At 71.7% G+C, this 26,076-nt stretch carries 23 protein-coding genes and 2 pseudogenes; 12 read left to right on the plus strand and 13 right to left on the minus strand.

Features of this window, described 5'->3' with window-relative positions:
* Nucleotides 1-172: 172 nt before the first annotated feature.
* Nucleotides 173-1,381: an ROK family transcriptional regulator gene (locus N8I84_RS35000; RefSeq protein WP_263233483.1), complete on the minus strand. Its 1,209-nt coding sequence runs from the start codon at nucleotides 1,379-1,381 to the stop codon at nucleotides 173-175.
* Between the two features lie 17 nt (nucleotides 1,382-1,398).
* Nucleotides 1,399-2,844, minus strand: a complete 1,446-nt coding sequence (gene xylB, locus N8I84_RS35005; protein ID WP_263233484.1) for a xylulokinase — start codon at nucleotides 2,842-2,844, stop codon at nucleotides 1,399-1,401.
* Between the two features lie 197 nt (nucleotides 2,845-3,041).
* Here xylB and xylA point away from each other — a divergent pair, with 197 nt between their 5' ends.
* The 3 genes from xylA to N8I84_RS35020 all read left to right on the plus strand — a co-directional run bounded on the left by xylA (nucleotide 3,042) and on the right by N8I84_RS35020 (nucleotide 5,073).
* Complete coding sequence (gene xylA, locus N8I84_RS35010; protein ID WP_263233485.1) at nucleotides 3,042-4,208, plus strand: xylose isomerase; 1,167 nt, start codon at nucleotides 3,042-3,044, stop codon at nucleotides 4,206-4,208.
* 137 nt (nucleotides 4,209-4,345) lie between these two features.
* Complete coding sequence (locus tag N8I84_RS35015) at nucleotides 4,346-4,765, plus strand: hypothetical protein (protein ID WP_263233486.1); 420 nt, start codon at nucleotides 4,346-4,348, stop codon at nucleotides 4,763-4,765.
* 125 nt (nucleotides 4,766-4,890) lie between these two features.
* Entirely contained in the window at nucleotides 4,891-5,073 is a 183-nt protein-coding gene (locus tag N8I84_RS35020; RefSeq protein WP_200420214.1) for a hypothetical protein, read from the plus strand.
* Nucleotides 5,074-5,077: 4 nt separating this feature from the next.
* Here the strand turns inward: N8I84_RS35020 and N8I84_RS35025 are convergent, their stop codons facing one another.
* The 3 genes from N8I84_RS35025 to N8I84_RS35035 all read right to left on the minus strand — a co-directional run bounded on the left by N8I84_RS35025 (nucleotide 5,078) and on the right by N8I84_RS35035 (nucleotide 7,880).
* Complete coding sequence (locus tag N8I84_RS35025; protein ID WP_263233487.1) at nucleotides 5,078-6,454, minus strand: tannase/feruloyl esterase family alpha/beta hydrolase; 1,377 nt, start codon at nucleotides 6,452-6,454, stop codon at nucleotides 5,078-5,080.
* 149 nt (nucleotides 6,455-6,603) lie between these two features.
* Nucleotides 6,604-7,449 carry a hypothetical protein gene (locus N8I84_RS35030; protein WP_263233488.1) on the minus strand — a complete coding sequence of 282 codons (846 nt, stop codon included), beginning with the start codon at nucleotides 7,447-7,449 and terminating at the stop codon, nucleotides 6,604-6,606.
* Between the two features lie 131 nt (nucleotides 7,450-7,580).
* Nucleotides 7,581-7,880 carry a hypothetical protein gene (locus N8I84_RS35035; RefSeq protein ID WP_263233489.1) on the minus strand — a complete coding sequence of 100 codons (300 nt, stop codon included), beginning with the start codon at nucleotides 7,878-7,880 and terminating at the stop codon, nucleotides 7,581-7,583.
* Nucleotides 7,881-7,979: 99 nt separating this feature from the next.
* Between N8I84_RS35035 and N8I84_RS35040 the strand changes: the two genes are divergently transcribed.
* Nucleotides 7,980-8,888: an oxygenase MpaB family protein gene (locus N8I84_RS35040; RefSeq protein WP_263233490.1), complete on the plus strand. Its 909-nt coding sequence runs from the start codon at nucleotides 7,980-7,982 to the stop codon at nucleotides 8,886-8,888.
* A gap of 76 nt (nucleotides 8,889-8,964) precedes the next feature.
* Here the strand turns inward: N8I84_RS35040 and N8I84_RS35045 are convergent, their stop codons facing one another.
* Nucleotides 8,965-9,564 (minus strand): class I SAM-dependent methyltransferase, encoded by a 600-nt coding sequence (locus N8I84_RS35045; RefSeq protein WP_263233491.1) that lies wholly within the window; start codon nucleotides 9,562-9,564, stop codon nucleotides 8,965-8,967.
* Between the two features lie 152 nt (nucleotides 9,565-9,716).
* Here N8I84_RS35045 and N8I84_RS35050 point away from each other — a divergent pair, with 152 nt between their 5' ends.
* The 5 genes and pseudogenes from N8I84_RS35050 (at nucleotide 9,717) to N8I84_RS35070 (ending at nucleotide 14,733) form a co-directional block, all read left to right on the plus strand.
* The gene (locus N8I84_RS35050; protein WP_263233492.1) at nucleotides 9,717-10,490 is read left to right on the plus strand and encodes an MHYT domain-containing protein; all 774 of its coding nucleotides are present in this window, start codon (nucleotides 9,717-9,719) and stop codon (nucleotides 10,488-10,490) included.
* Nucleotides 10,491-10,538: 48 nt separating this feature from the next.
* Nucleotides 10,539-13,065, plus strand: a pseudogene (locus N8I84_RS35055) (sensor histidine kinase).
* Nucleotides 13,062-13,499: a roadblock/LC7 domain-containing protein gene (locus N8I84_RS35060; protein WP_263233493.1), complete on the plus strand. Its 438-nt coding sequence runs from the start codon at nucleotides 13,062-13,064 to the stop codon at nucleotides 13,497-13,499. The pseudogene N8I84_RS35055 and the gene N8I84_RS35060 overlap by 4 nt, the downstream one beginning before the upstream one ends.
* Before the next feature lie 19 nt (nucleotides 13,500-13,518).
* Complete coding sequence (locus N8I84_RS35065) at nucleotides 13,519-13,932, plus strand: DUF742 domain-containing protein (RefSeq protein ID WP_263233494.1); 414 nt, start codon at nucleotides 13,519-13,521, stop codon at nucleotides 13,930-13,932.
* Nucleotides 13,933-14,127: 195 nt separating this feature from the next.
* Nucleotides 14,128-14,733 carry a GTP-binding protein gene (locus N8I84_RS35070; protein ID WP_200420205.1) on the plus strand — a complete coding sequence of 202 codons (606 nt, stop codon included), beginning with the start codon at nucleotides 14,128-14,130 and terminating at the stop codon, nucleotides 14,731-14,733.
* A gap of 28 nt (nucleotides 14,734-14,761) precedes the next feature.
* Here N8I84_RS35070 and N8I84_RS35075 read toward each other — a convergent pair whose 3' ends face one another.
* Nucleotides 14,762-15,190, minus strand: coding sequence for a PPOX class F420-dependent oxidoreductase (locus N8I84_RS35075; protein ID WP_263233495.1), 429 nt, complete (start codon nucleotides 15,188-15,190; stop codon nucleotides 14,762-14,764).
* Nucleotides 15,191-15,284: 94 nt separating this feature from the next.
* On the opposite strand from N8I84_RS35075, the gene N8I84_RS35080 reads away from it, so the two are divergent.
* Together N8I84_RS35080 and N8I84_RS35085 are read left to right on the plus strand one after the other, a co-directional pair.
* Entirely contained in the window at nucleotides 15,285-15,698 is a 414-nt protein-coding gene (locus tag N8I84_RS35080; protein ID WP_200420203.1) for a roadblock/LC7 domain-containing protein, read from the plus strand.
* 127 nt (nucleotides 15,699-15,825) lie between these two features.
* Nucleotides 15,826-16,911 carry a DUF6397 family protein gene (locus N8I84_RS35085; protein ID WP_263233496.1) on the plus strand — a complete coding sequence of 362 codons (1,086 nt, stop codon included), beginning with the start codon at nucleotides 15,826-15,828 and terminating at the stop codon, nucleotides 16,909-16,911.
* Nucleotides 16,912-16,950: 39 nt separating this feature from the next.
* Here N8I84_RS35085 and N8I84_RS35090 read toward each other — a convergent pair whose 3' ends face one another.
* Both N8I84_RS35090 and N8I84_RS35095 read right to left on the minus strand, forming a co-directional pair.
* Nucleotides 16,951-17,823, minus strand: a complete 873-nt coding sequence (locus N8I84_RS35090) for an acyl-CoA thioesterase (RefSeq protein ID WP_263233497.1) — start codon at nucleotides 17,821-17,823, stop codon at nucleotides 16,951-16,953.
* Nucleotides 17,824-17,842: 19 nt separating this feature from the next.
* The gene (locus N8I84_RS35095) at nucleotides 17,843-20,356 is read right to left on the minus strand and encodes a DEAD/DEAH box helicase (RefSeq protein WP_263233498.1); all 2,514 of its coding nucleotides are present in this window, start codon (nucleotides 20,354-20,356) and stop codon (nucleotides 17,843-17,845) included.
* Nucleotides 20,357-20,501: 145 nt separating this feature from the next.
* Between N8I84_RS35095 and N8I84_RS35100 the strand changes: the two genes are divergently transcribed.
* Nucleotides 20,502-21,296: a metal-dependent hydrolase gene (locus N8I84_RS35100; RefSeq protein WP_263233499.1), complete on the plus strand. Its 795-nt coding sequence runs from the start codon at nucleotides 20,502-20,504 to the stop codon at nucleotides 21,294-21,296.
* Nucleotides 21,297-21,337: 41 nt separating this feature from the next.
* Here the strand turns inward: N8I84_RS35100 and N8I84_RS35105 are convergent, their stop codons facing one another.
* From N8I84_RS35105 to N8I84_RS35120, 4 genes and pseudogenes are all read right to left on the minus strand, one after another.
* Nucleotides 21,338-21,610 (minus strand): type B 50S ribosomal protein L31, encoded by a 273-nt coding sequence (locus N8I84_RS35105; protein ID WP_263233500.1) that lies wholly within the window; start codon nucleotides 21,608-21,610, stop codon nucleotides 21,338-21,340.
* A gap of 36 nt (nucleotides 21,611-21,646) precedes the next feature.
* The gene (locus N8I84_RS35110; protein WP_263233501.1) at nucleotides 21,647-22,117 is read right to left on the minus strand and encodes a DUF5709 domain-containing protein; all 471 of its coding nucleotides are present in this window, start codon (nucleotides 22,115-22,117) and stop codon (nucleotides 21,647-21,649) included.
* A gap of 334 nt (nucleotides 22,118-22,451) precedes the next feature.
* Nucleotides 22,452-24,232: pseudogene (locus N8I84_RS35115) on the minus strand (ABC transporter ATP-binding protein).
* Nucleotides 24,229-26,037, minus strand: a complete 1,809-nt coding sequence (locus N8I84_RS35120; RefSeq protein ID WP_263233502.1) for an ABC transporter transmembrane domain-containing protein — start codon at nucleotides 26,035-26,037, stop codon at nucleotides 24,229-24,231. The pseudogene N8I84_RS35115 and the gene N8I84_RS35120 overlap by 4 nt, the downstream one beginning before the upstream one ends.
* Between the last annotated feature and the right edge of the window lie 39 nt (nucleotides 26,038-26,076).

Below are 26,076 nucleotides of genomic sequence, written 5' to 3' on the forward strand. Positions count from 1 at the left end.
AGCCACTGCCCGGCGGCTGCGCCTCGCGTGAATCACGGTACGGGGCTGGGCGGTTGGGCAGGAAGAGGGCGGTGTCTTCGGTGGACAACCAGGAGACTGTGGATATCTTCGTCACCCGTTCGAGGGACGTGACCCTACGTGACCGGGCTCCCGGAAGCCCCGGGCCAGGCGGTCACATCCGCGCCGCCGCTGCCGCAGGATCGTCCAGCACCGCCCGCACCACCGAGTGCGCGGCCCCTAGCAGCGGCCCCTCGGACCCCAGCCGTGAGACGCTCACGGCGCAGGCCGGGCCGGCCGTTCGCCGGGCCAGTTCCCGCTCCAGGGACGGCAGGAGCCAGGGCGCCAGAGCGGCCAGGGCTCCGCCCAGCACGACCGTCTCCGGGTCGAGCAGGTTGACCGCCCCGGTCAGCGCGATGCCGAGCGCGGTTCCGGCGCCGCGCAGGGCTCGGAGTACTTCCCGGTCGTCCTGTGCCGCACGCTCGGCCAGGAGTTCGACGCGGTCCTCGCCCGGTGTCAGCCCGGCCGCGCGCAGCACGGCCTCCTCACCGGCGTACTGCTCCAGGCAGCCACGCCCGCCGCAGGCGCACGCGGGACCCTCCGGGCGCACGGGCACATGACCCAGCTCGCCCGCGAATCCACGCGTCCCGCGCAGCAGCCGCCCGTCCACGACCACGGCGCCGCCGATGCCGATCTCCGCCGAGACGTGCAGGAAGTCGCGGGGGGTGTCGTCACCGAGCCACAGCTCCGCGAGCGAGCCGAAGTTGGCCTCGTTGTCCACCGTCAGCGGCAGCTCGTCCGGCAGGAGGGGCCCCAGGTCGACGTCGTGCCAGTCGAGGTTGGGGGCCCGCACCACGGTCCGGGCGTCGCGCGCGACGAGGCCGGGCACGGCGACGGCGAGACCCGCGGGCCACAGTCCTTCCCGCCGCGCCTCCGCCACCACCTGCCGTACCAGTGCGGTCAGTTCGCCGAGCACCGGCTGCGGCGGGCGGTCGCGGTTCGTGCCGTGCCGCACCGCCCGAGCCCGTACGTCGCCCCGCAGATCGACCGCGCACACCGCCAGGTGATCGACACCGATCTCGGCGCCGATCCCGGCGGGACCGCGCCCGCTGACGGCCAGAGCGGAACCGGGGCGCCCGACCCGGCCGGGCCGCTCGGGCCCCAGCTCCTCCAGCAGTCCCGACCGGATCAGCTCGTCGACCAGCGTCGAGACCGCCGCGCGGGTCAGCCCGATCCGTGAGGCGACCGCGGCACGCGACAGCGGCCCCTCGGCGCTCACGGTGTGCATGACCCGCGCCAGGTTCCGGCGGCGCATGCCCTGCTGGGTGTCCGGCAGCCGTCGGCCGGGGCTGGACGGATGGGCTTCGTGCAGCGGTGCGGTCATGCCTCCCTCGGATCTCGTCAGCGCCGGTCCGGCTCCCGCTCCAGCAGCGGCGCCGCGTCGGAGAGTACCCCGGTGATCCTGGCCAGCGTCGCCTCGTCCCGCTCCACGGCCTCGAGGACCGGCCCGCGCGCGGTGTCCCAGCGCCGGGCGACGGCTGCCGGGTCCTCACCGGTCAGCAACCCGGCGGCCTGCGCGGCGGCGCCCAGCGCGACCAGTTCCCGGGCCTCCGGAACCTGGACCGGACGTCCCGAGAGCCGCCGTACGGTCTCCTGCCAGGCCCGGCCCCGCGCGCCGCCCCCGATGAGCAGCAGTGGGGCGGTGCGGTCCGCGTCCGCGTCGAGCACCAGGTCGAGGGCGCCGAGCAGTGAGTGCACCGCGCCGTCGTAGGCCGCCTGCAGCAGCTGTCCGGCCGTCGTGTCGTGCCGCAGGCCGTGCAGCAGCCCCGAGGCGTGCGGGAGGGCCGGGGTGCGCTCGCCGTCCAGGTAGGGGAGCAGCGTCACACCGGTACCGGGCTCGACGGCCTCCCGGTCCAGGCCGAGCAGGGCGGCGATCCGGTCGACAGCGAGCGTGCAGTTCAGCGTGCACGCCAGCGGCAGCCAGTCGCCGTGCGCGTCCGCGAAGCCCGCCACGGTCCCGGTCGGGTCGGCGGGCCGCCGTCTCGAGACCGCGTACACCGTTCCGGAGGTCCCGAGGCTCAGCACCGGGGTCCCGGGTCGCAGCCCCAGGCCCAGCGCGGCGGCCGCGTTGTCGCCGGTGCCCGGCGCGACCAGGGTGCCCTTGGAGAACGGCAGGTCGTGGGCGTCGCGCACTGTGCCGGCCACCTCCCCGGGCCGGACCACGCGCGGCAGCAGGGCGGGGTCGAGGCCCACGTGCGCGAGGATCTCCTCGTCGTACGACTCCGTCGCCGACGCCCACCAGCCGGTGCCCGAGGCATCGCCGCGGTCGGTCGTGCCCTGCCCGGTGAGACGCTCGGTCAGGTAGTCGTGGGGCAGCCGCACGGCCTTGGTCGCGCGGACGGCCTCCGGCTCGTTCTCGGCCAGCCAGGCCCACTTCGTGACCGTGAAGGACGGGCCGGGCACGCTTCCCGTGCGCTCTGCCCAGACCTTGGGACCGCCCAGCTCCTCCACCAGGCGGCGGGCCTGCGGCGCCGACCGTACGTCGTTCCACAGCAGGGCCGGGCGGACCGGCTCCCCCCGGCCGTCCAGGGTGACCAGGCCGTGCTGCTGGCCGCCGATCGACACGGCGGCGGCTTCGTGGGCCGCCTCGCCGCACTGGTGCAGGGCCTCGCACAGTGCCTCCCACCACTGGCGCGGGTCGCTCTCGCGACCGGCGCCCGACGTGACGGTGTGCGGTGCCTGACCGCTCGCCACCATCCGTCCGGTCGACGCGTCGACCACCAGGGCCTTGGTGGACTGGGTGGACGAGTCCACTCCGACGACGAGCGGACCCTCGGCTGCTGACATCGGGCTCTCCCTCTTCCGCGGCTCGCGGGTTCTGGCCTGTGGGCGGGCGTGCCCGGCCGCAGTGGCCGGACGTGCGCCCGTCGTCACCGTACGGAGTCACCGTACGGAGGACACATCGTCTCTTCCCAGAGATGCCTTCGCATACTAATTTGTTAAGCGCCATGACGAAATAGTCTCAGCGAGCAAGGAGCCGCGGCATGAGCTACCAGCCCACCCCCGAGGACAGGTTCACCTTCGGCCTGTGGACCGTCGGCTGGCAGGGACGGGACCCGTTCGGCGACGCCACCCGGCGCGCCCTGGACCCGGTGGAGACGGTGCAGCGCCTCGCCGAGCTCGGGGCCTACGGCGTGACCTTCCACGACGACGACCTGATCCCCTTCGGGTCCTCGGACAGCGAGCGCGAGGCGCACATCAAGCGCTTCCGTCAGGCCCTCGACACGACCGGGATGACCGTGCCGATGGCCACCACCAACCTGTTCACGCACCCCGTCTTCAAGGACGGCGCCTTCACGGCGAACGACCGGGACGTCCGCCGCTACGCACTGCGCAAGACCATCCGCAACATCGACCTGGCGGTGGAGCTGGGCGCCAAGACGTACGTCGCCTGGGGCGGCCGGGAGGGTGCCGAGTCCGGCGCGGCCAAGGACGTGCGGGTCGCACTCGACCGCATGAAGGAGGCCTTCGACCTCCTGGGCGAGTACGTCACCTCACAGGGCTACGACCTGCGCTTCGCCATCGAGCCCAAGCCGAACGAGCCCCGCGGCGACATCCTGCTGCCCACCGTCGGCCACGCCCTGGCCTTCATCGAGCGCCTGGAACGTCCGGAGCTGTACGGCGTCAACCCCGAGGTGGGCCACGAGCAGATGGCAGGCCTCAACTTCCCGCACGGCATCGCCCAGGCCCTGTGGGCGGGCAAGCTCTTCCACATCGACCTCAACGGCCAGTCCGGCATCAAGTACGACCAGGACCTGCGCTTCGGCGCGGGCGACCTGCGGGCCGCGTTCTGGCTGGTCGACCTCCTGGAGAGCGCCGGTTACAGCGGCCCGCGCCACTTCGACTTCAAGCCGCCGCGGACCGAGGACCTCGACGGCGTGTGGGCGTCGGCGGCGGGCTGCATGCGCAACTACCTCATCCTGAAGGAGCGTTCGGCCGCCTTCCGGGCCGATCCGGAGGTCCAGGAGGCCCTGCGCGCCTCGCGTCTGGACCAGCTGGCGCAGCCGACCGCCGAGGACGGACTTCAGGCGCTGCTCGCCGACCGCAGCGCTTTCGAGGAGTTCGACGTGGAGGCGGCCGCCGCGCGCGGGATGGCCTTCGAGCGCCTGGACCAGCTGGCCATGGACCATCTCCTGGGCGCGCGCGGCTGAGCGCTGCCGGTACTCGAGGAATGGCCCCCCCCGCGCGGGATGTCCCGGACTCATGCCGTCCACGGCATGAGTCCGTATCAACAGCCGCGCGGGGGTGCCGTCATGACCGGTCGGGGGCGACCGTGGACCGTATGGCCATGCCGCCGGGAAACACGCCGCCCTCGGACCACACCGGGTTCGGCCCGCCGTTCCAGCCTCCGCCCGGACCACCCGGCGCGCCCGTCCGCCGACGCGCCGGCTTTTTCCTGACGCTCGCCGCGATTGTGGCCCTCGGAATCGTCGCCGTGGTCCTCGTCGTCAACCGCGGAGGCGCGTCGCAGCGGAAATCGCCCACCGAGAGCGGCGCGAGCACAAGCCGTGCACCTGCGCCGTCCCTGGGCATCCCGACGGGACTGCCCACCGCACTGCCCTCGAAGCTCCCCTCGGACCTTCCGACGAGGCTGCCGTCGGGGTGGCCCAGCGTGCTTCCCAGCGGCTTTCCGAGCGACCTGGAGTCACTCTTCGCGGCCCCGGCCGCCGCACCGTCGACGCACACTGAGGTCGCGGCCGTCCCCTGAAGGGTCTCTCAGGGATGGCTGAGGGGTGGGGCTCAGGGTTGTCTCAGGGTCGGAGCCCGGAACCGCACGCCGCAGGCACCCGTTCTCAGAACAAGGAGCGGCAGTGGCCGCGAAGGAGGCGTCACATGTCGAGGAACGCGAAGATCGCCACCGGGGGAGTGCTGGCCGGACTCATCCTGTGGATATGGCTGCCGTGGTGGGCCGTCCTCCTGATCGTGCTGGGAGTCCCGGCGGCCGCGTACTTCACCCTGGACCCCTCGCAGCGGCGCAGGCTGCGCCGAGTGGCGCGGAAGGAGCTCGGCCGCTGAGAGGTCAGCGGCCGGCCCCGGGCCCCGTCAGTGCGCAGGAGTTGACCACGTCACCGCCCGCGGGCCTGCCGACGGTACGGTCCGCGGGCGGCCGCTCGCCCCGCTCGACCCATGCGGTGAGCGTGTCGAAGGCCGCCCGGTAGCACGGCAGAATCGGCCTGAGCCGGTCGGGATAGGAGTCGTACAGGCCGTCGACGTGCGTACCGCCCGCGACGGTGTAGAAGCGGTGCAGCGCTCCGCGGCCGGCCTCCCGCACCATGCGCGCATACACGTCGGAGTCCGTGCTCTCGGGCAGCAGGGCGTCCAGGTCGCCGTGCAGCGTGATCAGCGGTTTGCCGATGTGTCCCGTGAGGGCGACCCGGGCGACCGCTCGGTGCACGGACGAGGGTCGCGCCGCGTAGTCGTAGGCCGCGTCCGAAGGACAGGGTGCCAGGATCTGCTCCGCCGTCGACCCGGCGGACGCACCAGGGCAGGTGGGGTCGTACGAGGGGTCGAACTCGGCCCGGTAGATCTTCTGCGTGATGCCCCAGTAAGCCTTCTCGTGGTACGGCCACAGGAACTCGGATCCCCGGGCGAACCCGGCCGCGTACAGATCCTCGTCCCCGGCGGACCCCAGCATGCGGGCCACGGCCACCGGCAGCGACGTCATCAGGTTCGGGCCGTCGGCCGTCCACAGGGCGCCCTCCCAGTCCACCCCGCCGTCGTACAGCTCGGGGTGGTGCTCCAACTGCCAGCGCGTCAGGTAGCCGCCGTTGGAGATCCCGGTCATGTACGTGCGCCGAGGGGCCCTCCCGTAGCGTTGCGCCACCACCCGCCTGGCGGCCAGCGTGAGCTGCGTCGTGCGCCGGTTCCACTCGGCGACGGCGTCACCGGGGCGGGTTCCGTCACGGTAGAAGTCCGGCCCGCTGTTGCCCTTGTCGGTGGCCGCGTACGCGTAGCCCTGCGCCAGCACCCGGTCGGAGATCGCCGTGTCGGTCGCGTACTGCCGACGCGTACCGGGGGCGCCCGTGACGACGAGGCCGCCGTTCCACCGGTCCGGGAGCCGGATCACGAACTGGGCGTCGTGCCGCCAGCCGTGCGTGGTGTTGAAGTGCGAGTCGTCCGGGAAGTAGCCGTCGATCTGCAGCCCCGGCACACCGGACGGATTGCGGGTGGCCGCGGCGGTCAGGCCCGCCTGGTCGGTCATGTCCGTGTACGGCGTTCCCGCGAGCCCCGCCGTCGTCATGTCCTCCAGACAGGCGCTCTGTTGGAACGCCGCACCGGGTACCCGTATCCGCTCCTGGGGTTTGCAATGGCCACCGTCGCCCGCCGCCGCGCGGCCGGGGAGGGCCGAGACGAGCAGAGCGGCGGCGCACAACGCGACGCGACGGGACAGGCGCATGAGGGACCTCCAAGTCAGGACGGGAGCACGCGGCTGCCCATGCTCCGACCACGGAAGGTCGCCGACCATAGGTGTGGCCCACACGGGCGGAGATGACCGTATGGGGTCTCACAATGCTGCCCATGTTCGCCGCACCCAGTTGTCCCAACTCAGGCCGGACGTGCCGCCACCTTGTCGAGGCCCTCCAGCAGTCCGGGCAACTGCGACCCCCGGCCCACCGGGATCACCTCTCCGGGCTTCTCGTCGAGGAGGAAGAACGCGATGTCGTCTGTCCTGGCCACCATGGACCAGCCGGGCCCGTCAGCACGCAACAGGCGTGCGTCACCGGGTGCGAACGAGGAACGGACACGGCCCGGCGGCGGAGGGGAGTCCACATACCCGTGCGCCTGGTCAAGCGCGCGGTGTATCGCGCTGCGGGCCCCGCTTGCGGGCTTGCCGTCTGCGGGCTCGCCACCTTCCGCCGCCGGCTCCGCGTCGTCCACGGGTGCGAAGTCGGCGGCGTCGATCTGGTCTCGCCACACGGCCCACTGGAGCGCGATCTGGTCGGCGCCCAGGCGCCGTTGCGCCGGACCCCAGGTGTCGGTGTCCGGCGGGGAGAGCGGCTCACGATCGGTGTCTTCCGGTGCCGGGTCGTGCGGGGCGGGCACACCGGGCGCCGCGACGGCCACGGCCAGCGGCCAGCCCGGCAGCGCGGCGACGACCGTGCGCTCGTCGGGTGACAGGTCGTACTCCATGCCGCAGTCCCAGGAGGCGATCGCCACGGCCACCAGCGACACGTCGTCGACGACCACCGTCCAGCGCGCACCGTCGGCGTCCTGGCCGAGTACCAAACCGTAGCCGTCCATCACGGGCGGCAGACCGAGCGCCGCGCAGGCCTCCGGATAGTCGTCGCCCAGCACGCTCGGGAACTGCGCGGGCGTCAGCAGAATCGCCGTCAGCACATACAGCGCGTCGTCGTCCGTGGCGGCGACGGAGTCCTCGTCCGTCCCGGTCATGCCGTCCTCCCGATCACTGGTTCGTCGGCGCACCTTAATGCGCCCGCGAGCCGGTTGTCACGACTGCGAATCGCAGAAGGAACCGCACGTCTCCGGCCGGACGGGGCGAAAGCACCCGGCGAGTTCCGGCGTCAGGCGGCAGGCAGGCCGAGGAGCGTCCGCGCGACGGACCGCGGAGAGTCGCCGCGCTCCCGTGCGAGAGCGATCAGCGCACGGCAGGCAAGCTCCGTCACACCGAACGACAGGGCCTCCGGCGAGACCCAGGCCGCGGCCTCGTCCATCCGGTCCTGGTCGTCCTCGGCGCACGCCGACACATAAGCGGCTGCCGCCTCGAACAGGTTGTGTGTGCGCTTGCCACCGGCCGCGGACGCCTGCGCGCGCGAAGACTTGTTGCCGAGTCTGCCCACCGATGTGCGGATCCTGTCGAACATGCCACGCCACCTTCCCCCTGTGTGGTTGCCTCCGCCGACGTGCATGTGCTGCTCTTCAACGTAGGGTTGGAGTCGCCGCGGCAGAAGGGGGACGGAACGGTGAAGCGGTTCGATCGGCTCGAACAGATCCGGCGTCTGCATCCCGAGAAGGACGCCCTGGAGATCTATCGGCTCAGTACCGCGTACGAGTTCCCCTGGGACTACACCCGCGCCCTGGAACTTGCGCTCTATCGTACGTACGCCGTCCCCGGCATCGGTCGGCTGCTCGCCGAGACCAGGGAGCTCACCGACCGCACACAGAAGCGGTACGACGACACCTCGCTGCTCCTCGACACCGTTGTCGAGCACGGCTTCGAAAGCGACGAGGGGCGCACCGCGATCCGCCGCATCAACCAGATGCACCGCAGCTACGACATCAGCAATGACGACATGAGGTACGTGCTGTGCACCTTCGTGGTGATGCCCAGGCGGTGGATCGACGCCTACGGATGGCGCCGGCTGTCCCGGCACGAGACCGTCGCCTCCGCCGTCCACTACCGCACTCTGGGGCGGCACATGGGCATCAAGGACATCCCCGGGACCCATGAGGAGTTCGAGGCCTGCCTCGACGCCTATGAGGCCGCCCACTTCGCCTGGGACCCGCAAGCCCGGCGCGTGTCCGACGCGACCCTGGACCTGATGGCCTCCTGGTATCCGAGCCCCCTCGCACCGGTCCTGCGCCGGGTGACTCTCTCCCTGCTCGACGACTCGCTCCTGCGGGCCTTCCGGTACGAGCCGCCGAGCGCCGCCACGCGCGCGTGGGTACGCCGTGCGGTCCGGGCCCGCGGCCGCCTAGTCCGCCTCATGCCCCCGCGCCGGACTCCCCACTACGCGCGGCAGAACTGGGAGATCAAGGGCTACCCGAACGGCTACCGCATCGCCGACCTGGGCACCCGTCCGGTCCCCGGGGTCAAGGGCTGCCCGGTCCGGCAGGCAGGGGCCTCCTCGACGATCTCCTCCACGGAGTGAGCCGAGAGAGTCGAGCGCACCGCCGCACACAGCGCGCCCTCCGCGACGGACCGTCGTTGCGCGGCGAGGCTGAGACTCAGCCCCCGCGGACGGCCAGGGCGAGGAAGCGGGTGTCCTCGTCGACGTACGACGTCATGCGCCAGCCGGCACCGGCCAGCAGCGGACGGAGGTTGGGCTCGGCGCGCAGATCGCCGGGTGTGATCTGCCGCCCCTGGCGGGCCGCGAGGGCCGCCCGCCCGACCGGATGGAAGAGCGCGAGCAGTCCGCCGGGCCGCACCACACGCGCCAGCTCACACAGATTCTCGGCCGGGTTAGGGAGGTGCGCGATCAGCCCTGCCGCGAAGACCGCGTCCAGGGACTCCGTGCGCAGCGGAAGCGCGGCCACGTCGGCGAGCAGCAACAGGCCGTCGCGGTCGCGTCCGGCCCGTACCGCTGTCTGAAGCATCGCCGGGGTGAGATCGGCACCCAGGACCAGGCCCGACGGTCCGACGGCCGCGCGCAGCGGCGTCAGAGCCCGCCCCGTACCGCAGCCCGCGTCGAGCACCCGGTCGCCCTCGCGAAGGCCGAGAGCGGCGACCGCGGCGGCGTACGCCGGGCCGTCGTCGGGGAACCTCGCGTCCCAGTCGGCCGCTCGCGCGGTGAAGAACTCCTGGACATGTGTATGGATGTCGCTCATGCTCCGCATGATCCCTCACCTTCACGAGGGATGCCTTTGTGCACACGTTCGAGCATGACGCGATCGTTCCGTGCCTCGTCTGCGTCAGATTTCAACAGCTTTCGAAATGCGCCCCCTTTGCGCCCCTCCGCCGGGGCTAGCGTCCCGTGGCCATGGGACACCTGGACCACGCCGCATTCGGCTGGCTGACCCCCGTGCTGTCGTACGTCATGGCGTGCATAGGCGCCGCCCTCGGGCTGCGCTGCACGGTCCGTGCGCTCGGCGCAACCGGCAGGTCGCGTCGCAACTGGCTCGTCACTGCGGCCTCGGCCATCGGCACCGGCATCTGGACCATGCACTTCGTGGCCATGCTCGGCTTCGGCGTCACCGGTACCGAGATCCGCTACGACGTGCCGCTGACCATCCTCAGCCTGCTCGTCGCCATGATCGTCGTGGGCGTCGGCGTGTTCGCCGTCGGCTACGGCGGTGGCCGCCCCCGGGCGCTCTTCCTCGGCGGGCTCACCACCGGTCTCGGGGTCGCGAGCATGCACTACCTCGGTATGACGGCGCTTCGGCTGCACGGGGCGGTGCACTACGACCCGGTGCTCGTCGCGCTCTCCGTGCTGATCGCCGTGGTCGCGGCGACGGCGGCCCTGTGGGCCGGCCTCAACATCAAGTCGCCCATCGCGGTCACCGTCGCCTCGCTCGTCATGGGCGCGGCGGTCAGCAGCATGCACTACACCGGGATGTTCGCGGTGAGCGTCGATGTGACGCCGTCCGGAGAGGTCCTGCCCGGGGCCACGGCGATGCAGTTCATCTTCCCCCTCGCCGTCGGTCTCGGGTCCTACCTCTTCCTGACCTCGGCGTTCGTCGCACTGTCGCCGACCGCCGGGGAGCGCGAGGCATCCGCGTCGGCCCAGCGGCCGCTCGAGAGCGCCGGCCGCTGACCACGGGCCACGGACCACATGTCGCGACACACTCCGAGTGAGAAGGCCATGCGAACACCCCGTAGGACACCCACGGACGGCGCCGAGCCGCCGCCCAGGCCACCGGCGCGCGGCCGCCGCGCACACGCCGCCCGCCGCCGACGAGCGTGCCGGGAGCGACGAGGCGGGCGGCACTGAGCCGTCAGGCACCGCCGTGCGGGCCGGACGGTGGCGCATACGGCCGCGCACCGTCCGGGCGAAGATCGTCTGCTTGCTCATGGTGCCCGTGATCTCCCTGATCGCCCTGTGGGCCTACGCCACCGTCAGCACCGCCCAGGACGTCGCCCGCCTGCGCCAGCTGCAACGAGTGGACTCCACCGTGCGCGTGCCGGTCGCCGACGCCGTGGCCGCGCTCCAGGACGAGCGCGTCGCCGCCGTGCGCTATGCCACCGATCCCGCCGTCCAGCAGCAGAGCGATCTGCAAGCTCTGTCGGGACGCACCGACCGGGCCGTGGCCGCACTGAGGCTCGGCGGCCACCACACCGTCGCCGACGGCACCGACCTGCCCTCCGGCGTCTCAGGCCGTCTCCAATCCTTCGTGACCGGAGCCGAACACCTGCGGTCCCTGCGCAGCGACGTACTCGCGCGACGGGTCGGCTGGAAGGAGGCGTACGAGCAGTACACGAGGACCATCGTCGCCGCCTTCCAGGTGGGCGGCGCGCTCACCGGTGTGCAGGACGCCGACCTCGGCTCCGACGCGCGCGTGCTGCTCGAGTTCTCCCGCGCGGGCGAGTCGCTCGCCCAGGAGGACGCCGTTCTGGCCGGCGCCCGCCTGGCGCGGAGCCTTGACGGCGACCGGCTGAAGCTGTTCACCGGCGCCGTCGACACGCGCCGCACCCTGACCGCGTCCGCCGTCGCCGACCTCCGCGGCGCCGAGCGCACCTCCTGGAACCGGCTGGCGAAGAGCAGCGCGTACGGCGGCATCGGTGTCATGGAGGACAGGGTGCTCTCCAGACGGCCCGGCGCCTCGGCCGTCGCGGCCGCCCCCGAAGCCGCCTGGAATCCGGCGCACGCGCGCGTGCAGGACGGCATGCGGACCATTGAGGCGGAGGCGGGCCGGAGTGTCGCACGCCAGGCCGACCCGTTCACCCGCGGTGTGCTCACACCCGCCGGCGCGGCCGTCCTGCTGGGCCTCGTCGCCGTCGCCGCGTCGCTCGTCATCTCCGTGCGAATCGGACGAGGACTCGTCGTCGAACTGGTGAGCCTGCGCAACAGCGCCCTGGAGATCGCACGCCGCAAACTCCCCCAGGCCATGCGCAAGCTGCGCGCGGGGGAGGAGATCGACGTCGACGCCGAGGCGCCCGGCGGCCCACCCGCCGAGGACGAGACCGGCCAGGTCGCCGAGGCCCTGGGCATCGTGCATCGCGCCGCCCTTCTCGCCGCCGTCGAACGCGCGGAACTCGCCAGCGGAATCTCCGGGGTGTTCGTCAACCTCGCACGGCGCAGCCAGATCCTGGTGCACCGCCAGCTCAACCTGCTCGACAGCATGGAGCGCCGCTCCGAGGACCCGAACGAACTGAGCGACCTCTTCCGGCTCGACCACCTGACCACGCGGATGCGCCGCCACGCCGAGAGCCTCATCATCCTCTCCGGCGCGGCACCCGGCCGCGCCTGGCGCATGCCCGTCTCACTGACCAACGTGGTACGGGCCGCGGTCTCCGAGATCGAGGACTACGCGCGCGTGGAGGTACGGCAACTCCCCGAGGCCTTCGTGATCGGCACCGCGGTCGCCGACCTCACGCACCTCCTCGCCGAACTCATCGAGAACGCCGCGCAGTTCTCGCCGCCCCACACGCGCGTGCGCGTCAACGGAGAGCCCGTCGGCAACGGCTACGCCGTCGAGATCGAGGATCGGGGACTCGGCATGGGCAAGGAGACCCTCACCGAGGCCAACCGGCGCATCGAGCAGTCCGAGGCGCTCGACCTGTTCGACAGCGACCGGCTCGGCCTCTTCGTGGTCAGCAGACTCTCCTCCCGGCACGGCATCAAGGTGCACCTGCGCACCTCGCCCTACGGCGGCACCACCGCCGTCGTCCTCCTGCCGACCGCCCTGCTGCACAACGGCGCAGCGGAACCGCCTCCTCGTACGGCGGACGCCGAGCGGGACGAGGACCGCGAGTACGCGCGTGTGGCCGCGGTCCCGCCGCAAAGGGAGCCCGTGGCGCAGACCGCGGAACGGCCCGCGCTGGCACGTCCCACCCGGGTCGGAGCGGCACCCTCCGCCGACCTGCCGCACGAGAACCATCCCCCAGGAGTCGCGCCCCTGAGGCTGCACCGCACCGCGGACGACTCCGAGGCCTCCGACGACCTCCCGCGACGGGTACGGCAGGCGAGCCTCGCCCCCCAGCTGCGCGACCGACGCCCGGAGGAAGGCGCGACAAGCGCTCCCGGCTCCCGGCGCGACGACGAGCGCACCCCCGAAGTGGTACGGGACCGCATGGCGGCCTACCGAGACGGCTGGGCACGCGGCGGTGGCCGCGCACCCGGACAGGCCGCCCGACCCGCCGGCGACAGCAGCGAAGGAGACCCCGCATGATCCAGGACCCGAGCATGAGGGCCGCCCAGCAGTCGGGTGAACTCGACTGGCTGCTTGACGACCTGGTGGTACGCGTGAACGAGGTCCGGCACGCCGTGGTGCTGTCGAACGACGGCCTGGCGGTCGGTTCCTCCACCGGCCTCAGCCGGGAGGACGCGGAACACCTGGCGGCCGTCGCCTCCGGCTTCCACAGCCTCGCCAAGGGCGCGGGCCGCCACTTCGGCGCGGGCGGTGTACGGCAGACCATGGTGGAGATGGACGACGGCTTCCTCTTCGTGGCGGCCGCGGGCGACGGCTCCTGCCTCGCCGTCCTCACCGCCGTCACCGCCGACATCGGCCTGGTGGCGTACGAGATGGCACGACTGGTCAAGCGCGTCGGCGAACACCTCTACACCGCGCCCAGGGTGGGCGCGCGACCACCCGCCGCCGGATGAGGACCAAGGGCGGTCGCAGATGACCGAGGACAGGACAGACGTCCCGTACCAGCCGGGCAGCCAGTGGTACGACCATGAGGCGGGCCCCCTCGTGCGGCCCTACGCGATGACGGGCGGCCGTACCAAACCAGGCCCCACCGGGGTGCGCTTCGACCTCATCGCCCTCGTCTCGCTGGATCCCGGGGCACCGAACCTCGACGACGATGCCGTGCTGGGCCCGGAACACCGGGCCCTCATCGACCTCTGCCGCATCGAGATGCAGTCCGTCGCCGAACTCGCCGCCGGGGCCGACCTGCCCGTGGGTGTCGTCCGTGTGCTCCTGGGGGACCTCCTGGAGCTGGGGTGCGTGACGGTCAGCCGCCCCGTACCGCCGGCCCAACTTCCTGACGAACGCATTCTGCGCGAGGTCATCGCGGGACTGAGGGCGCTGTAGGCGATGGGCCGTGAGCACAGCGGGCCGGACCCGAACCGAGTTGTACGTCCATTCGGGCGCCGAATGGACGACAGGTGGTCGCATCGGTCAAAAAGCGGTCGAACTCCCCGAGAACGCACCGCCGTTGCCATGATGCTGACTCCGCACGGATGTACTGACGTCGACCGTGGTCGGCACTCCCGAGAGAAGTGATCGATGGTCTCCGAGCACTCCGACGCCACCGAGGACGAGATGGCCGCCCTGGCGTTGAAGATACTGGTCGCCGGCGGATTCGGCGTCGGCAAGACCACCCTGGTTGGCGCGGTGAGCGAGATCAGGCCGCTGCGCACCGAGGAACTGCTGAGCGAGGCGGGCCAGTCCGTGGACGACACCGACGGTGTGGACCAGAAGGTCACGACGACCGTCGCCATGGACTTCGGGCGCATCACCATCCGCTCCGGGCTCTCGCTCTACCTCTTCGGTACACCGGGTCAGGACAGGTTCTGGTTCCTGTGGGACGAGCTCTCCCAGGGCGCCCTCGGTGCCGTGGTGCTCGCGGACACCCGACGACTCGAGGACTGCTTCCCGGCGGTGGACTACTTCGAGCACCGGCGCATCCCGTTCGTGGTCGCCGTCAACTGCTTCGCCGGAGCCCGCGCCCACGCGGCCCAGGACGTGTCGCGCGCCCTCGACCTCGACCAGGGCACGCCGGTGGTGCTGTGCGACGCACGGGACCGCGACTCGGGGAAGGAGGTGCTGATCCGCCTCGTCGAGTACGCCGGGCGGATGCACACCGCCCGGCTGCTGGACTCCGTGGGCTGACGTGTGAGCCGGCCCGGGCAGGCCGGTTCTATTCGGCGACGGAGGAATAGGCCAGAACCTTCTCGACCCGTACCCGGACGAGGAGTTCTCCCGGAACGCCGTTGCGGGCTCCGAACTCCTCCGCCCGGTCCTCACCCATGTACCGGGCACCGAGCCGTGTCGCCCAGTGCCGCACCTCCTCCAGGTCCTCCGACAACTCGGCCCGCCCGTGCAGCACGACGAAGTCGTACGGAGGGTGGTCGTCGTCCACACACAGGGCGACCCGGCCGTCCCTGGCCAGATTCCGCCCCTTCACGGTCTCCTTACCCGTGTTGAAGACCACGTCGTCGCCGTCCAGCAGGAACCAGATCGGTGCCACATGCGGCCTGCCGTCGGCGCGGACCGTGGAGAGCTTCCCGGTGCGGGTCCCGTGCGAGACGAAGGCCCGCCATTCCTCGTCGGTCATCTTCTGTGCCATACCTCCATCCTGCTTGCCGGGACGGCGGCTGTGGTGAAGGCTGGCTGACCGGATCCTCCGGCCAGGGAGAGCTACGACACGGGGAGAGCGGACCATGGCGCAGAACACGGAGCTCGGCTGGCTCCTGGACGACCTGACCGAGCGCGTGGAGCCCATACGGCACGCGCTGGTCCTGTCCAACGACGGACTGGTGACCGGCACCAGCACCGGGCTGCGGCGCGAGGACGCCGAGCACCTCGCCGCCGTCTCGTCCGGTCTGCACAGTCTGGCCAAGGGCTCAGGCCGCCACTTCGGCGCCGGCCAGGTACGGCAAACCATGATCGAATTTGAGGACGCGATTCTGTTCGTCACGGCGGCCGGGCCCGGAAGCTGCCTGTGCGTGCTCAGCGCCGCCGAGTCGGACATCGGCCAGATCGCCTACGAGATGACACTGATGGTGAACCGGGTCGGGGAGCACCTCGCCGTGGCCGACCGAGAGCGGGAGCACAAGCCCGCAGTGGACCTCTGACCTGCGTCGACGGTGGAGCGAGCGGAGTTTTCCACAGGCCCGTTCCGGAATCCGGCGATGGGGCTACGGTCTTTTCCGACGCGGGAGCACACGGCGCCCGCAGCGGACTCCACGGGGGAGAACGGCCATGCCCGGACACACGATCACGCCCGTCATCGCGGAAACCACCGGAGCCGCGGACATCACGTCGCGGCTGGCGTCGCCGGCGTTGGGCCGCGCCGCACGTGAACTGGGCCTCAGGCGCGGTGAGTTGGACCTCGCCGTCCAGCTCGGCTGTGTGCGGACGGTACCCGACGACAGGGGAGGGGGCCGCCGCGTCACGCGCGCCGAAATCGACCGGGTCCGCTGCGAGGACGGGTTCCCCGAGACGCTCCGGGAACGGGTGGCGACGGTGGGCACCAGGGACGGCGCGGCCTTGATGGACGTGACGCCCGCCCGGTTCACACGGTTCGCACGCCTGGGTCTGATCGTGCCGGTGAAGTGGTACCTGAACCGCTACCGTGCCGTGGTGTGGCTGTATCTGGCCGAGGAGGTCCAGCAGTTCGCCTCCGGGGAGGCGAACGCGCCGCTGCTCACCGGCCGGACGCCGGAGGGGCTGCGTGACCAGTTGGACGCGGGGCTGGACCTGCGGCCCCGCAACTGGCGTGGGCGGCACCTCGGATTCCGGCTGCGGCTGACGGAGGATCCGTGGGCTAAGGCCGCCGTGGTGGCGTCCCTGCTGGACCCGGCGCACGTGGCGGATGTCGTCCGCGATCCGTACGAGCGCGCCGAGCTGTACCGCCTGCGACCTGCGCAGTCCGTGCAGTGGCCGCCCGACTCGCCCGCGGCCCGGATCGCCGCGCGGATCATGATCGCGGACGACCCCGACGAGGTCGGCTGGCTCCGGGCCGATCTGGGCCGAGCGCTGAGCGAGGCGCGGCGAGAGCGGCCCGCGTCGTGGCTGTCACCGGGAGTCCCCGACGACGACCTCCGGCCCGCGACCGTCCACCGTCCTGCGCCGGTCCATGGAGCCGGGGCCGCGACGGTCTGCGGGAACACGACCGTGCACAGGGCCACGGACGTGGGCCGGACCGCGAGCTTCAGCGAAACGGCCATCCCGGGTGAGGCTGTGGCCCACACCGGGACCATGCCCGACCGGCAGGCGATGGCCGGGCGGCATGAACAGACGCCGTCGCGAGGCGTGCTCGGGTGGCTGCGCCGCAGAAACCCCTGACCGGGTGCTGGTCGACGCGGGCGCGGGACAGGCGTGCCGTCACCGCTCGAGCCGGCGGAAGAGTCCCTCCTGGACGACCGAGACGAGCAGGCGACCCTCGACGTCATAGATGCGGCCCCGGGCAAGACCCCGACCACCCACCGCGATCGGGGACTCCTGGTCGTACAGGAACCACTCGTCAGCGCGGAACGGCCGGTGGAACCACATGGCATGGTCCAGCGACGCCATGTCGAAGCCCCGCGGCCCCCAGAGCGGTTCGACGGGGATGCGGACGGCGTCCAGGAGCGTCATGTCGCTCGCGTACGTCAGCGCGCAGGTGTGTACGAGCGGATCGTCCCCGAGCGGGCCCACGGCACGCATCCACACCGCGCTGCGCGGCTCGGCGTCCTTGATCTCGTCGCTGCTCCAGCGCAACCGGTCCACATAGCGGATGTCGAACGGCTGACGCCGGGCCATCCGCTCCAGCGTCTCGGGCAGCGCGCCCAGATGCTCCTTGACCTCCTGCGTGACCGTCGGCAGTGACTCCGGGTCCGGTACCTCGCGGGCCGGCGGCAACTGGTGCTCGAAGCTCCCCTCTTCAGGCTTGTGAAAGGAGGCGGTCAGATTGAAGATCGTGCGGCCCTGCTGCACGGCCGTGACCCGCCGGGTAGTGAAGGACCTTCCGTCACGGACCCGTTCGACCTGGTACACGATGGGCACGCCCGGTATGCCCGGGCGCAGGAAGTACGCGTGCAGCGAGTGCACCGGCCGTTCGCCGTCCGTGGTGCGGCCGGCGGCGACCAGCGCCTGGCCGGCCACCTGGCCGCCGAAGACCCGCTGCAAGGACTCCTGGGGACTGCGGCCACGGAAGATGTTGACCTCGATCCGCTCCAGGTCGAGCAGGTCGACGAGCCTCTCGGCTGGGTTCGTCATGGGTGGTGTGCTCCTGTGCTCACAGCTGGCCGACGTCGGTGACCCGGACGACGGCGCGGCCCTCCGCGTCGGAGGCCGCGAGGTCGATCTCGGCGCTGATGCCCCAGTCGTGGTCGCCGTTCGGATCGGCGAAGATCTGCCGCACCCGCCACAGCCCGTGCTCCGGCTCCTCCTCGATGATCAGCAGCTTGGGGCCGCGGGCGTCGGGGCCGGTGCCGAGTTCGTCGTACTCGTCCCAGTACTTGTCCATCGCCGCGCCCCACGCCTCGGCGTCCCAGCCGGCCTCGGCGTCCATCTCGCCGAGCTCCTCGATCTGGTCGAGGGCGGCGAGCTCCACGCGGCGGAACATGGCGTTGCGGACCAGCACCCGGAAGGCGCGCGCGTTCGCGGTGACCGGCTTGACCTCGTCTGCCTTCTCCTGGGCCTCCTCGGCCGTCATCTCCTCCGGGTTGGCCAACTGCTCCCACTCGTCCAGCAGACTGGAGTCGACCTGGCGCACCATCTCGCCCAGCCAGGCGATCAGGTCCTCCAGATCGTCCGACTTCAGGTCGTCCGGCACGGTGTGATCGAGGGCCTTGTAGGCACTGGCCAGGTAGCGCAGCACGATGCCCTCGGTGCGTGCCAGCTCGTAGAACGAGACGAACTCCGTGAAGGAGAGCGCCCGTTCGTACATGTCGCGGATGACCGACTTCGGCGAGAGCGGATGGTCGCCGACCCAGGGATGGCTCTTGCGGTAGGTGTTGTACGCCTGGAAGAGCAGCTCCTCCAGCGGCTTGGGGTAGCTGACGTCCTGGAGCCGCTCCATGCGTTCCTCGTACTCGACGCCGTCCGCCTTCATCGCGGCCACGGCCTCGCCACGCGCCTTGTTCTGCTGCGCGATGAGGATCTGACGCGGGTCGTCCAGCGTGGACTCGACGACGGAGACCATGTCGAGGGCGTAGGACGGGGACTCGGGATCGAGGAGTTCGAACGCGGCCAGCGCGAAGGTGGACAGCGGCTGGTTGAGCGCGAAGTCCTGCTGGAGATCGACCGTGAGGCGCACGATGCGGCCGGTGGCGTCCGGCTCGTCGAGCTTCTCGACGATGCCGCCGTCCAGCAGCGAGCGGTAGATCGCGATCGCCCGCCGGATGTGCCGCAGCTGCTGCTTGCGCGGCTCGTGGTTGTCCTCCAGCAGATGGCGCATCGCCTCGAAGGCATTGCCCGGGCGGGCGATCACCGACAGCAGCATCGTGTGGGTGACCCGGAAGCGCGAGGTGAGCGGCTCCGGCTCGGAGGCGATCAGCTTCTCGAAGGTGTTGTCCGTCCAGCCTACGAAGCCTTCCGGCGCCTTCTTGCGCACCACCTTGCGACGCTTCTTCGGGTCGTCGCCGGCTTTGGCGAGCGCCTTCTCGTTCTCGATGACGTGCTCCGGCGCCTGCGCCACGACGAGGCCGGCCGTGTCGAAGCCGGCGCGCCCGGCACGGCCCGCGATCTGGTGGAACTCCCGGGCGCGGAGGGTGCGCACCCGGTTGCCGTCGTACTTGGTCAGGGCCGTGAAGAGCACGGTGCGGATGGGGACGTTGACGCCGACGCCCAGGGTGTCGGTGCCGCAGATCACCTTCAGCAGGCCGGCCTGGGCCAGCTTCTCCACCAGGCGGCGGTACTTCGGCAGCATGCCGGCGTGGTGGACGCCGATGCCGTGCCGCACGTAACGGGAGAGGTTGCGGCCGAACTTGGTGGTGAAGCGGAAGTTGCCGATCAGTTCGGCGATCTGGTCCTTCTCCTCCCGCGAGCACATGTTGATGCTCATCAGCGCCTGGGCCCGTTCCACGGCCTGCGCCTGGGTGAAGTGGACGATGTAGACAGGGGCCTGCCGGGTTTCCAGCAGTTCAGTGAGCGTCTCGGTGAGCGGGGTGCGCCGGTACTCGTAGGAGAGCGGCACCGGACGGGTCGCCGAGCGCACCACCGCCGTGGGGCGACCGGTGCGGCGGGTCAGGTCCTTCTCGAACATCGAGACGTCGCCGAGCGTCGCCGACATCAGGATGAACTGTGCCTGTGGCAGCTCCAGGATCGGGATCTGCCACGCCCAGCCACGGTCACCCTCGGCGTAGAAGTGGAACTCGTCCATCACGACCTGGCCGACGTCGGCCTGCCTGCCGTCACGCAGCGCGATCGACGCCAGGACCTCGGCCGTACAGCAGATCACAGGCGCGTCGGCGTTGACGGAGGCGTCACCGGTCAGCATGCCGACGTTCTCGGTGCCGAAGAGCTTGCACAGCTCGAAGAACTTCTCCGAGACGAGTGCCTTGATCGGCGCGGTGTAGAAGGTGACCTCGTCCCGGGCGAGCGCCGCGAAGTGCGCGCCCGCGGCGATCATGCTTTTGCCGGATCCGGTGGGAGTCGAAACGATCACGTTCGCTCCCGAGACCACCTCGATCAGCGCCTCCTCCTGGTGCGGATAGAGGGTGAGCCCGCGCTCCCCGGCCCACGACTCGAAGGCTTCATAGAGGGCGTCGGGGTCTGCGGTCTGCGGGAGCTGATCGATGAGGGTCACGTCCCCATCTTGCCTGCCCTCGCACCCGATGAGGGAATCGGCTGCCGACCCGAAGATCTTGAACGCTACGCTGTGGCGCCGACAGTACGTCGACGCACACGGACAACTGGACAGCGCTACAAGAGGAATGGGGCGGGATGCGGCCATGATGGGACCAGCACACTCACTGTCGGGGGCCGCGGCCTGGCTCGGGGTGGGAGCGGCCGCCGCAGCGTCGGGTCATCCGATGCCCTGGCCGGTCCTTCTCGTCGGTGCGCTGATCTGCGCAGGTGCCGCGCTTGCCCCTGATCTGGATCACAAGGCGGCCACCATCTCGCGGGCCTTCGGCCCCCTCTCCCGCTGGATCTGCGAGATCGTCGACAAGCTGTCGTACGCCGTCTACAAGGCGACCAGGAAGCCGGGCGATGCTCGCCGGTCGGGAGGTCACCGCACGCTCACGCACACCTGGCTGTGGGCGGTGCTGATCGGGGTGGGAACGGCCGTGGCGGCCGTCACGGGCGGCCGCTGGACGGTGCTGGCCATCCTCTTCGCGCACATGGTGCTGGCCATCGAAGGACTGCTGTGGCGGGCGGCGCGCGGTTCGAGCAGCGATGTGCTGGTGTGGCTGCTGGCCGCGACCAGCGCGTGGATTCTGGCCGGCATACTCGACAAACCGGGCAACGGTGCCGACTGGCTGTTCACGGCGCCGGGCCAGCACTACCTGTGGCTCGGCCTGCCGATCGTCCTCGGCGCCCTGGTGCACGACATCGGGGACGCGTTGACGGTTTCCGGCTGCCCGATCCTGTGGCCGATCCCTCTGGGCCGCAAGCGCTGGTATCCGGTGGGCCCGCCGAAGGCACTGCGGTTCCGGGCGGGCAGCTGGGTCGAGCTGAAGGTGCTGATGCCGGCGTTCATGCTGCTGGGCGGGGTGGGCTGCGCGGCGGCGCTCAACGTCATCTGAGGGCAGCCGGAGGACGACGGCCGTTCGACGAGCGCGGCAACCTACTGCCCGGAGTCGCCGTCTGCTCCCTGTCCCCTGGCGTAACGCCGCTCGAAGCGGGCGATGCGCCCCTCCGTGTCCACCGTGCGGGCCTTGCCCGTGTAGAAGGGGTGGCTTTCGGAGGAGATCTCGACGTCCACCACCGGATACGTCGTCCCGTCGTCCCACTCGATGGTCTGGTCACTGGTCGCGGTCGACCGGGTGAGGAAGGCGTAGCCGGCGGCGCGGTCGCGGAAGACGACGGGGCGGTAGTCGGGGTGCTTGTCCTGCTGCATGGGGCCTCCTTGCGTGGCGCGTGCGGCGGGTGGCGTTCAGCCGGGCAGTGTGTCCTCGTCGACGATGTGCACCGCCGCCTCCTCGGCCGAGGCCGCCGCGCCGTCGATGCCGACGTCGGTGGCGACCAGCCCGTTCTCCTCGTCCTCGTGCGCCCCTTCGTCCGGGGCGACGAGACGGCCGGAGCGGGCGTCGCCGACCTCGTTGTCCAGGGGTTCCCCCTCGCCGTCGGACCAGTCCCCGATGCCGTCGTCGTCCGGGACGGGGATGTCCGGGATCTCCTCGGCGAGTCGCTGGTCCAGGGTTTCGCCCCGATGCCCCTCGGCCGCGGTCACGCCCACGTGCTCCACCGCCCAGGGCCGCTCGGGCGGCGACCAGCCCCGGTCGAGCGGGTTGGTGACGCCGTCGCTCTCCAGGGTGTCCTCGGCGTCGAGCAGCCCCGCGTCGTCCTGCACCTCGGATCCGTCGGGCTGGTAGACGTCGTCGCCCCATCCCTCGGTGCTGTCCACAGATACCTCCAGGTGGTGGGACGGAACCGATTGCCGCCATGCACGCGTCGCGGACGCCGGGAACCACTCGGACGGGTCGCGCCCTCCCGAGCCGGACGGTTCCGGCACGTCCCCCGGGCTGGTGCCACCTCCAGCCTTCCACCCCCCGTCGGCACCGCGCAACGGCAGCCGGACAGCGGCCGGGAAAGGCCGGAGCAGGCGTCTGTGAGCGGGCGGACCGGCGCACCCGCGACGGCAGCGGTCCCGGCGACCGACGGCCCGCCCGGACCGCCGATCCCCGGGCCGCCGATCCCTGGCCGCCCGCCCCGGACCGCCGCCGGGCGGGTGCCCGAGGTCACCCGTGCCAGGAGCGCCACAGCGCCGCGTACGCCCCGTCGGCGGCGACCAGCTCCTCATGGCTGCCCAGCTCGCTGATCCGCCCGTTCTCCACGACGGCGATGACGTCTGCGTCGTGGGCGGTGTGCAGCCGGTGGGCGATGGCGACGACCGTGCGGCCGTCCAGCACACGGGCCAGGGAGCGCTCCAGATGGCGGGCCGCGCGCGGATCGAGCAGGGATGTCGCCTCGTCCAGGACCAGCGTGTGCGGGTCGGCGAGCACCAGCCGGGCCAGCGCGATCTGCTGGGCCTGCGCCGGAGTGAGCGCCAGACCACCGGAGCCCACCTCGGTGTCCAGGCCGTCGTCCAGGGCACGCGCCCAGCCGTCCGCGTCCACGGCCCCGAGGGCGGCCCACAGCTCGGCGTCGACGGCGTCCGTCCGGGCCAGCAGCAGGTTGTCGCGCAGGGAGCCCACGAAGACGTGGTGCTCCTGGTTGACCAGGGCCACATGCGAGCGCACCCGCTCGGCCGACATCCCCGACAGTTCCGCGCCGCCGAGGGTGACGCGGCCGCGGCGGGCGCGTAGATGCCGGCGAGCAGCCGGCCCAGCGTCGACTTGCCCGCGCCGGACGGGCCGACCAGAGCGAGGCGGGTGCCGGGCGCCACTTGCAGGGAGACCTTGTGCAGCACGTCGACGCCCGCGCGGTAGCCGAAACGCACCTCCTCGGCCGCCACGTCACGGCCGGCGGGCGCCAGGGAGGTGTCGCCCGCGTCCGGCTCGATCTCGCGGACCCCGACGAGCCGGGCCAGCGACACCTGGGCCACCTGCAGCTCGTCGTACCACCGCAGGATCAGCCCCACCGGGTCGACGAGCATCTGAGCGATGAGCGCGCCGGTCGTCAGCTGCCCGATGCCGATCCAGCCCTGCAGGACGAACACCCCGCCGATCAACAGGACCGAGGACAGGACGGTGACATGTGTGACGTTGATGACCGGAAAGAGGACCGACCGCAGCCAGAGGGTGTAGCGCTCCCACGCGGTCCACTCCTTGACCCGCCGGTCCGACAGCTCGATGCGCCGGTCGCCGAGGCGGTGGGCCTCGACGGTGCGCCCCGCGTCCACGGTCTCGGCGAGGACCGCGGCCACGGCGGCATACCCGGCGGCTTCGGAGCGGTAGGCGGACGGAGCGCGCTTGAAGTACCAGCGGCAGCCGATCACCAGCAGCGGTACCGCGACGAGCACGGCCGGTGCCAGCGGCGGGGCCGTGACGGTGAGGCCGCCGAGCAGCAGCAAGACCCACACCACGCCGATGGCGAGCTGCGGCACGGCCTCGCGCATGGCGTTGGCGAGCCGGTCGATGTCGGTGGTGATCCTGGACAGCAGGTCGCCGGTACCGGCCCGCTCCAGGACGCCCGGTGGCAGTCTCACCGACCGTACGAGGAAGTCCTCCCGCAGGTCGGCCAGCATCCGCTCGCCGAGCACGGCGCCGTGCAGCCGCACCAGGCGTACGAAGACCGCCTGGACGACGAGCGCGACGACGAACAGTGCGACGGTGCGTTCAAGATGAAGTTCCCGGGCGCCGTCCGAGACGCGCTCCACGAGCCCGCCCAACAGGTACGGGCCGGCCATCGAGGCGACCACGGAGACCGTGTTCACGGCGATGAGCAGCAGGAAGGGGCGGCGGTGCCGGCGGAACAGTTCGGCCACGTAGGCGCGTACGGTCCCCGGGGCGCCGACGGGCAGCGTGGTCGCCGTCGTCGGGGCCGCCGGGTCGTACGCCGGTGGCGCCACGCCGATCATGCGGTCTCCTCGATCTCTTCCAGGTCTTCCAGCTCGTGCAGTTCGGCCAGGACGTCGGCGCGCGCGGCGGCTTCGTCGTCGGTCTCGCGGGTGACGACCGAGCGGTACCGGGGTTCGGCGTGCACCAGGTCGCGGTGCAGGCCGACCGCCGCGACCTCCCCTTCGTGCACCAGCACGACCCGCTCCGCTCGGTCCAGGAGCAGGGGCGAGGAGGTGAACACGACCGTCGTGCGACCCGCCCGCAGGCGGCGGATCCCGTCGGCGATCCGTGCCTCGGTGTGCGAGTCGACGGCGGACGTCGGCTCGTCCAGGACCAGCACCTGCGGGTCCGTGATGAGCGACCGGGCCAGGGCGAGCCGCTGGCGCTGGCCGCCGGACAGGGACCGGCCGCGCTCGGTGATCCGCGCGTCCATCGGGTCGTCGATGTCCGTCGACCCCTCCACGAGGGCGTCCAGGACATCACCGCACTGCGCGGCGGCGAGCGCCTCCTCGGCGCCGACCTCACCGGAGGCGGGTACGTCGAGCAGTTCGCGCAGGGAGCCGGACAACAGCACCGGATCCTTGTCCTGGACGAGGACGGCGGTGCGGGCCGTCCGGAGCGGCAGCTCGTCCAGCGGGACGCCGCCCAGCAGCACAGAGGTGTCCTCCTCCGCGGGGTGTCCGCCCAGCCGTTCGGCCAGCACCCCCGCCGCGTCCGGGTCGCCGCAAACGACGGCGGTGAACTGTCCCGCGGGCGCGAGCAGGCCGGTTCGCGGGTCGTAGAGGTCTCCGGTCGGCAGGCTCGCCTCGCGGGAGCCCGCGGCGTCCGTGGCGCGGTCCAGGGACAGCACCCGGGCCGCACGCCGGGCGGACGGCCGGGAGAAGGAGTACGCCATGGCGATCTCCTGGAAGTGCTGCAGAGGATAGGTGAGCAGCATGACGGCGCTGTACACGGTCACCAGCTCACCGACCGCGATACGCCCCTCATGGGCCAGCTGTACGCCGCGCCAGACGAGCGCGATCATCAGCAGACCCGGCATCAGCACCTGGATCGCCGCGATCAGCGACCACATGCGGGCGCTGCCCACGGCCGCGTTGCGGACTTCCTGGGAGGCCCGGCGGTAGCGCTCCAGGAACAGTTCCTCGCCGCCGATGCCGCGCAGCACCCTCAGGCCCGCGACGGTGTCCGAGGCCAGCTCGGTGGCGCGGCCCGCCTTCTCGCGCTGGACGTCGGCGCGCCGGGTCGCCCGGGGCAGCAGCGGCAGCACGGTGAGGGCCAGCGCCGGCACGCCCACCGCCACGATGACGCCGAGCGCGGGCTGGTAGACGACGAGCGCGACGCAGACCGCCACGACGGTGAGCGCGGCCGCGCTGAACCGCGAGACGGCCTCAACGAACCAGCCGATCTTCTCGACGTCACCGGTGGAGACCGCGACGACCTCACCGGCCGCCACCCGCCGGGTCAGGGCGGAGCCGAGCAGGGCCGTCCTGCGCGCCAGGAGCTGCTGGACCCGCGCGGCGGCGGTGATCCAGTTGGTGACCGCGGTGCGGTGCAGCATGGTGTCGCCGAGCGCGATGCCGGCCCCGCACAGCAGGAGCAGTCCGCCCGTCAGTGCGAGCCGGGTGCCCGACCGGTCGACGACGGCCTGCACGGCGAGACCGACGCAGAACGGCAGCCCGCAGACGGAAAGGAAGTGCAGCAGCCCCCAGGCCAGGGACTTCAGTTGGCCGCCCAGTTGGTTCCGGCCGAGCCACCACAGGAATCGGGGACCCGAGCGTGCGTCCGGCACACCCGGGTCGGGATACGGAAGGTCGTGAATCTGCATGACGTCCCAGTGGCTCGTGTCAGCGGAAACGGGTGGTGG

Origin of the sequence: Streptomyces cynarae (assembly GCF_025642135.1) — a bacterium.
In the GTDB taxonomy this organism is placed as follows: domain Bacteria; phylum Actinomycetota; class Actinomycetes; order Streptomycetales; family Streptomycetaceae; genus Streptomyces; species Streptomyces cynarae.

Bases quoted from the DNA above. Each gene is read 5' to 3' on its own strand.
- N8I84_RS35100 (WP_263233499.1), top strand. From the start codon at position 20,502: ATGATGGGACCAGCACACTCACTGTCGGGGGCCGCGGCCTGGCTCGGG.
- N8I84_RS35105 (WP_263233500.1), bottom strand. From the start codon at position 21,610: ATGCAGCAGGACAAGCACCCCGACTACCGCCCCGTCGTCTTCCGCGAC.
- xylA (WP_263233485.1), top strand. From the start codon at position 3,042: ATGAGCTACCAGCCCACCCCCGAGGACAGGTTCACCTTCGGCCTGTGG.
- N8I84_RS35045 (WP_263233491.1), bottom strand. From the start codon at position 9,564: ATGAGCGACATCCATACACATGTCCAGGAGTTCTTCACCGCGCGAGCG.
- N8I84_RS35090 (WP_263233497.1), bottom strand. From the start codon at position 17,823: ATGACGAACCCAGCCGAGAGGCTCGTCGACCTGCTCGACCTGGAGCGG.
- N8I84_RS35070 (WP_200420205.1), top strand. From the start codon at position 14,128: ATGGTCTCCGAGCACTCCGACGCCACCGAGGACGAGATGGCCGCCCTG.
- N8I84_RS35020 (WP_200420214.1), top strand. From the start codon at position 4,891: ATGTCGAGGAACGCGAAGATCGCCACCGGGGGAGTGCTGGCCGGACTC.
- N8I84_RS35080 (WP_200420203.1), top strand. From the start codon at position 15,285: ATGGCGCAGAACACGGAGCTCGGCTGGCTCCTGGACGACCTGACCGAG.
- N8I84_RS35015 (WP_263233486.1), top strand. From the start codon at position 4,346: ATGCCGCCGGGAAACACGCCGCCCTCGGACCACACCGGGTTCGGCCCG.
- N8I84_RS35075 (WP_263233495.1), bottom strand. From the start codon at position 15,190: ATGGCACAGAAGATGACCGACGAGGAATGGCGGGCCTTCGTCTCGCAC.
- N8I84_RS35050 (WP_263233492.1), top strand. From the start codon at position 9,717: ATGGGACACCTGGACCACGCCGCATTCGGCTGGCTGACCCCCGTGCTG.
- N8I84_RS35085 (WP_263233496.1), top strand. From the start codon at position 15,826: ATGCCCGGACACACGATCACGCCCGTCATCGCGGAAACCACCGGAGCC.
- N8I84_RS35065 (WP_263233494.1), top strand. From the start codon at position 13,519: ATGACCGAGGACAGGACAGACGTCCCGTACCAGCCGGGCAGCCAGTGG.
- N8I84_RS35030 (WP_263233488.1), bottom strand. From the start codon at position 7,449: ATGACCGGGACGGACGAGGACTCCGTCGCCGCCACGGACGACGACGCG.
- N8I84_RS35035 (WP_263233489.1), bottom strand. From the start codon at position 7,880: ATGTTCGACAGGATCCGCACATCGGTGGGCAGACTCGGCAACAAGTCT.
- N8I84_RS35060 (WP_263233493.1), top strand. From the start codon at position 13,062: ATGATCCAGGACCCGAGCATGAGGGCCGCCCAGCAGTCGGGTGAACTC.
- N8I84_RS35120 (WP_263233502.1), bottom strand. From the start codon at position 26,037: ATGCAGATTCACGACCTTCCGTATCCCGACCCGGGTGTGCCGGACGCA.
- N8I84_RS35025 (WP_263233487.1), bottom strand. From the start codon at position 6,454: ATGCGCCTGTCCCGTCGCGTCGCGTTGTGCGCCGCCGCTCTGCTCGTC.
- N8I84_RS35000 (WP_263233483.1), bottom strand. From the start codon at position 1,381: ATGACCGCACCGCTGCACGAAGCCCATCCGTCCAGCCCCGGCCGACGG.
- xylB (WP_263233484.1), bottom strand. From the start codon at position 2,844: ATGTCAGCAGCCGAGGGTCCGCTCGTCGTCGGAGTGGACTCGTCCACC.